This window comes from Mojavia sp. (genome assembly GCF_059505145.1).
Window position 1 is genome coordinate 1 of record NZ_JCACKA010000025.1, and the last position, 5,311, is coordinate 5,311.

Consider the following 5,311-nt stretch of genomic DNA (forward strand, 5'->3'; position numbering starts at 1 on the left):
TTTATAAAGCTAGTTTGGGCTACATTTGGGCTTAATTTTTGTTTAAGTCCCGTTAAATAGAAAACCATTAATAAACTATCATGCCCCGCCAACCTCGCTCCTTTAAATCAGATTACTGCTACCACGTTACGACTCGTTGCAATAATCGTGAATTTAAACTAAGTCGTCGTGAATGCCGCGAAGTGTTTCTTTATGCTATAAAAAAAGCTTTCGATAAATTCAACTTTAAACTTTATGCCCTGTGCATAATGTCCAATCGCTTTCACTATTTAATTGAACAAATAATTAGGGGCTAGTAATCCCGGCACGGGACTAACTAAGCCCCCGACTGACCACTTTATAAGAGGTTCTGGGGAATGTCTAATTTCTTAGACATTAAAAAAACTCGGCTCAAAATATTAAGCGAAACTATCGAACCTAACTTGGATGGTAGCTACAAAAATGCGGTTCTGGTATTTCTGTAAATCATTAATCATTTCCAGCGACATATTGTGGTGTATTACCTGCTCCACAATCCACAGACAGTTGTTTACTTTTAACAATTCTCCCTTAATAGGAACCCTGGATAAGCCAAAAGTTGAATTGTTGGGTTTGTTATTGGCGACATTTTTATCGCTAGATTGGTCACTATATAAAAATTCAAACCAAACATATAGTAATCCGTGTTCGTCGTAGATGCTTGGCTGATTATTAGTCATGATTTTCTCTCCAATTTTTAATTCAAGAACCAGTAATTAAACCACAATAAAAATATTGTGTTAGGGGTCGAGCGACCTACAATAACAATCGCTCAAGCTGGAACTCAAGACATTTAAAATTCAGCATTGTTGCAACTAGTAAATTAGTAAATCGCTGAGGCGGTGAAAGGGTAATTATTTTTAGCATCAGGCTTTCTAATTAATATTTTTTTTACAGCTTCTTCTAACATCAACCTCCTGTAATTGCCTCTGTCTGTTGCTGTCTGCGCCTCTGTCCGGCTCTGTCCTTTGCTGTGCAGTCATTCTGTCTAATTCTGTCTGGAGTGTCCGTCTGGCTGATTTGGGCTGATTTCGATGGTGTTTGTGTCCACCCAAACGGACAGACCGCACTCCACTAATTCATTAAAGAGTCGTTTAATTTCGTCAGCACTAAACCTATTCCCTTTTACTTTGAAGTTAGGTTGTACCTCAGAAATAGATGCTTTATTGCGATTGGTACGACCGAGAAATTGAAAGAGAGAATCAGCATTTTGAGAAAGTTTTTTGGCGGGTTGCCTCTTATTTTCTTCGTCAATTTCAAATTCCATCCGCCAATACAATTCCTCAAGCTGGGCTTTTGTTTCTGCGGTTACTGTGGGTTCTGGTAGATGGGAATCGCTTACTTCCTCTAACCTAAAATCAGTTCGCTTGCGGTCGAGTTTAGGTAGTTCAATCGGCAACCACTGCCCATGCCCCGGTAGTTTAATTTTCCCCATGCCCGATGCCTTAGCCTCTGTAGTGATTGGGTCAACATGAGCGATTAACTCAATCTCAAGTAAGGCTGCATCCCGAAGTTTTGAGAGTCCTCTGGCTTTGCCCAAAATTTCCATTGTCCGGTCGTGAGCGACAAACAGGGGAATCATCAACTGCTTGCGGCTTTCGGTCATAGCACATCTGAACCATTTACCGATGAAGTCTGGGTCAGGCTTAAAATCTTCTGCGTCCGAAGGGCATGGCTCAACGATATGGTCAGACCAAGTAGTGAATTCCTCGCAGATGACCGAGAAATGCTGGTTACTGTCTCTGAGGTGTTGCGTCCACTGTTCCTCTGTCATGCCCGATTTGCGGTAAGCATCATAGCGGCGGCGCATTTCGTCCATGTACCATTGCATGAATTCTGCTATCTCGTCATAACCAGAGATAAGCTTCACCCCTCGCCATTCAACTTCAGTTCCGTGAGGGTCTAGAGCTACAACATCCCAACCAGCGTTAACCTTCTGCCAGACAATCTCTCTGGTCGTCCACGACTTACCCGACCCCATGCCCCCAAACAGTAAAGCAGGGTAGCCAATAGCGTTTTTCATCCATTGGTATTTGTCACCGTTGGCGATGACTGGCTGCTGTGCTTTCTCCTCCACTGTTCCCGGTTCACCGTGTGGTAGCTGTGCCTGGGGTGGCTCAAACTTAGAAAAGCTTGCGCCACCGTCGAGTAAATGCCCAAACTCGTAATAGTCATCAGCATTCATCGCCATGAGTAGGGCTGTTACTTGCTGTGGGGTGATGCTGGCGATAAACTGCTGTCTGGCCTCAGCGATTTTGATACCACGCAGGTATTTAATCAACTCATTTCCAGATAGTTCAAGCAACTGCTCACCCAGTTTGAGAGAGTAATTAGCCTTGACCCCAACAAAGAGTTTGGTAGCTCGGTAGTGAGGTCTTCTTTCGCTTAAATAATCCCTTGCCCTGCTGGTAGCCCACAACCCTATTGCCCCTAACACCATTGCACCAATGCCCAAATGAATCTTAAACGGGTTGTCGGCAGGCAATGAGCGAAAGACATACAGGCTATAGTGCTGGAGAAATGCCCAAGGGTTATAGTTCGGGTTGCTTGTCCGGTACTGGTTAGCCTTGAGGTAGGGTTCAGGGATTTGCGATCTCTGCTCATATCGACAATACTTTTTACCCAAAAGCAATTTATCAGGGTTGCCAACACCAGCCTCTATTGGTGCATCATGGATTCTGGCTGACTGTGGGTAAAAGCACAATTCTTTCTTTGCTATGCCGTCGCCAACGTGGGCAGCAATGCCACAAATCACCGCGCCTGTTATGGATGCCATGATTGCCAGATTTAGACGCGGTGGTAAGCTGTATGAGCGTTGATTGAGATCAGATGGTATGGTGTCCATAGTCATCTCTTACGGCAATAGAAAGCTAGAATCACTGCCACGACTGCGGCCAAGCTGAGAATTATGGGGAAATTAGTTTGTTTTGGTGACTCAATCCCCTCATACTGCTTTACCTGTTGGGTGACTCCCAAAAAACTGCTACGAGCTACAAAGTCCATCTGTTGGGCATCTGTGGTTAACTTCCACGAACTAGCAGCCAGCATGAGGGTACGAGTTACCCCAAGCCCAAACTTTTGACGGTCGCAAATCTTGGGAATCACACTATTGTCAAAGCGTAAATAGCAGAGTGTGGCAGCAACAGAAAGCCCAACGGGTAAACCTGCCACTACTGCCGGAAACAGCCCAACACTGCCTGCTAGGTACAGCGATTGCGTTGACGTGACTTGAAAGCCTGCCAGGAAAGAACCCTGAGCAATGCCACGAAGTACAATTACACCGCCATCGGTTTGGGCGATCTCTGACTGTACCTTTTCGCTGTCGTATTGTTCACCGTCTATATGCTGTGTACGCTCGTCTACAATCTCTGCATCAAAATAGATGGGTGATTGGTTTTGATTTTTGGTTAACATAATAAACACTTCATTATGGCTAACCCCAGGTCTAGACCTGGGGTTTATTCACTTGTTAGTCAATCAACCGTCTAAAGAAACCTTGCACTCCTCGCATTGCATTAGATCCATGCCTGTGGATGTCCCGCAGTGTCTCCCTTGCTTTGTCGCCTGGGGTCAACTCAGATTTTTTAGCGTTTACCTTCTGCCACAGTTGAGTTCTGGCACTAGTAGCGTCAATCTCAATCCCTCGCAGTTCGGTGCGGTGTGATTCCCCCAATAAGTTGAGTGTCCTAGAGTGCCGAAACTGTTCTTGGGATATTTGGTTGTTAGAGGCGATAACCTTCTGTTCTAAGCCGTACCCTAAACGCGCATCACTGACCCTGACTTTTGACCAACCATCAGCCATTTTGTTAATGCTTGCACCTGCATCAGTCAGAAACTTGGTTTCTTCTGCCATCACAGCTTCAGTTGCCTGTAAGCCTTGTGATAGGTTGCCGAATACAGAAGAGGCATTTTGGGCGCGTTGAGTTTGCTTGATTCTAAAATCTGCCACAGTTGCAGCTGCGGTTTTATTACCGTCCAGGGCTTGAAATACGGTTTCTTGGCTGATTCCCGAAAGGGAATGCAAGGCAGCATAGGTGATGGGTGCAGAGAGTTTGAGTTTTACTGTTCGGTTCATTAATCCCACGCTCCTAGTTCTTCTAGTCTGGTGAAGATGCTGCTGGCTCTGTCGAGAGTAGCGTATGAAGTAATATCATCCAATGCTGTAGAATCGCCTTCTGCAAGCCTCCAGATAGTTTCGTTCGGCAGTTCAGAACCAAAATTCCCTAAAAACTGCCCATGTGTGAGAGGGTTTGGCGTTTCATCGATGGTTTGAAATTGGTCATAAATTCCGTTTTGCAAGTATGGCAGTGCTTCTTGAATAATCTGCTGTTGCTGTGGCGTTCTGCCTAAATCGGGTTGGAATGGGTCATCGTTGGCAACTATTTCTGCTGCTGATCGTGCCAAATCTAAGGGGCATCCATTGTTAGTTAACGCATTTAATGCCTCGGAGAATAGATTGGAGTTATTCATCTTGTTACAATCCTTGTGTGTTGTACTTTTGCAACAAAGCCGGGCGATTGCACCGACGGCCAATCATTGCAATCGCTCTCCCATCACTGAAAAAAGCCTTCTCTTGAAACATCCACAGTTGAATCTGCGGCTGACCATTGCAGAGTGTTGAAAAACTGGGTGACATCTCCAAGCGTTACGTCACAATCAAAATGTAAGCGTTGATATTGTGGATGCTGCCGAATTTGAGTTACTAATTGTTGGGCTTGTGCAATCAATTCTGGTAGTGGTTGAGTGTTCATAATTCACCTCAAAAAATTGATAATTGCAGTGATTCTTGGCTGATGACTGAAGCACTGGTACTCATACCTGACACCTCGTAACAGCGAGTAGTCAAAGCCTTGTGGTTCAGCAATAAATCAGCCTTCTTTCGCTGTCCAGCCAGAGGGCGAAAGTGATACTTTGGATGCTGAATTGTGCCTGTTTTAAACAGATATTGATACAGCGTTCGGTCAATCTGATAAACCTTGGAATTGGTCAGTAGGGTTGAATCATAGACCCTATTTAAGTTGTTCATGAAGCTACTCCCTTGAACTGAGAAGCCATAGAAGCTAGTCCGGTTTTATTTGGTTGAATTGTTGTTGGTGTAGATGGAGAATTCTGAGTTTTTGGAGAGGTCTGTACACCAATACCACCGGAGAAAATTAGCTTTTCTACTGCTGCTGATAGGGCTTGTGTTGGGGCATCGTGAGGAATATCAAACATCTGGCACAATTCAATAACCGCTAAGTACGAGATGGTTATACGCCGAGATTCGTAGTTCATTAATTAAGCTCCTGTTGCA

9 protein-coding genes are annotated in these 5,311 nt (G+C 44.7%); 1 reads left to right on the forward strand and 8 read right to left on the reverse strand.

What is annotated here, in order from left to right; translation table 11 throughout:
• Nucleotides 1-80 precede the first annotated feature (80 nt).
• The gene (locus tag AC5JL8_RS03700) at nucleotides 81-296 is read left to right on the forward strand and encodes a transposase (protein WP_495878430.1); all 216 of its coding nucleotides are present in this window, start codon (nucleotides 81-83) and stop codon (nucleotides 294-296) included.
• 102 nt (nucleotides 297-398) lie between these two features.
• Here the strand turns inward: AC5JL8_RS03700 and AC5JL8_RS03705 are convergent, their stop codons facing one another.
• From AC5JL8_RS03705 to AC5JL8_RS03740, 8 genes are all read right to left on the reverse strand, one after another.
• Complete coding sequence (locus tag AC5JL8_RS03705) at nucleotides 399-698, reverse strand: hypothetical protein (protein ID WP_495878431.1); 300 nt, start codon at nucleotides 696-698, stop codon at nucleotides 399-401.
• A gap of 308 nt (nucleotides 699-1,006) precedes the next feature.
• Complete coding sequence (locus AC5JL8_RS03710; protein WP_495878432.1) at nucleotides 1,007-2,863, reverse strand: hypothetical protein; 1,857 nt, start codon at nucleotides 2,861-2,863, stop codon at nucleotides 1,007-1,009.
• 2 nt (nucleotides 2,864-2,865) lie between these two features.
• On the reverse strand, nucleotides 2,866-3,432 hold the full coding sequence (locus tag AC5JL8_RS03715; RefSeq protein WP_495878433.1) for a hypothetical protein: 567 nt from the start codon (nucleotides 3,430-3,432) through the stop codon (nucleotides 2,866-2,868).
• 55 nt (nucleotides 3,433-3,487) lie between these two features.
• A complete protein-coding gene (locus AC5JL8_RS03720; RefSeq protein ID WP_495878434.1) occupies nucleotides 3,488-4,093 on the reverse strand; it encodes a hypothetical protein in 606 nt (201 codons plus the stop codon).
• Entirely contained in the window at nucleotides 4,093-4,488 is a 396-nt protein-coding gene (locus AC5JL8_RS03725; RefSeq protein WP_495878435.1) for a hypothetical protein, read from the reverse strand. Before AC5JL8_RS03725 ends, AC5JL8_RS03720 begins: the two co-directional genes overlap by 1 nt.
• A gap of 83 nt (nucleotides 4,489-4,571) precedes the next feature.
• Nucleotides 4,572-4,769, reverse strand: coding sequence for a hypothetical protein (locus tag AC5JL8_RS03730; protein WP_495878436.1), 198 nt, complete (start codon nucleotides 4,767-4,769; stop codon nucleotides 4,572-4,574).
• A gap of 8 nt (nucleotides 4,770-4,777) precedes the next feature.
• Entirely contained in the window at nucleotides 4,778-5,044 is a 267-nt protein-coding gene (locus AC5JL8_RS03735) for a hypothetical protein (protein WP_495878437.1), read from the reverse strand.
• A complete protein-coding gene (locus tag AC5JL8_RS03740) occupies nucleotides 5,041-5,292 on the reverse strand; it encodes a hypothetical protein (RefSeq protein ID WP_495878438.1) in 252 nt (83 codons plus the stop codon). The genes AC5JL8_RS03735 and AC5JL8_RS03740 overlap by 4 nt, the downstream gene beginning before the upstream one ends.
• Nucleotides 5,293-5,311 lie beyond the last annotated feature (19 nt).

Bases quoted from the DNA above. Each gene is read 5' to 3' on its own strand.
- AC5JL8_RS03700 (WP_495878430.1), top strand. From the start codon at position 81: ATGCCCCGCCAACCTCGCTCCTTTAAATCAGATTACTGCTACCACGTT.
- AC5JL8_RS03705 (WP_495878431.1), bottom strand. From the start codon at position 698: ATGACTAATAATCAGCCAAGCATCTACGACGAACACGGATTACTATAT.
- AC5JL8_RS03710 (WP_495878432.1), bottom strand. From the start codon at position 2,863: ATGGACACCATACCATCTGATCTCAATCAACGCTCATACAGCTTACCA.
- AC5JL8_RS03715 (WP_495878433.1), bottom strand. From the start codon at position 3,432: ATGTTAACCAAAAATCAAAACCAATCACCCATCTATTTTGATGCAGAG.
- AC5JL8_RS03720 (WP_495878434.1), bottom strand. From the start codon at position 4,093: ATGAACCGAACAGTAAAACTCAAACTCTCTGCACCCATCACCTATGCT.
- AC5JL8_RS03725 (WP_495878435.1), bottom strand. From the start codon at position 4,488: ATGAATAACTCCAATCTATTCTCCGAGGCATTAAATGCGTTAACTAAC.
- AC5JL8_RS03730 (WP_495878436.1), bottom strand. From the start codon at position 4,769: ATGAACACTCAACCACTACCAGAATTGATTGCACAAGCCCAACAATTA.
- AC5JL8_RS03735 (WP_495878437.1), bottom strand. From the start codon at position 5,044: ATGAACAACTTAAATAGGGTCTATGATTCAACCCTACTGACCAATTCC.
- AC5JL8_RS03740 (WP_495878438.1), bottom strand. From the start codon at position 5,292: ATGAACTACGAATCTCGGCGTATAACCATCTCGTACTTAGCGGTTATT.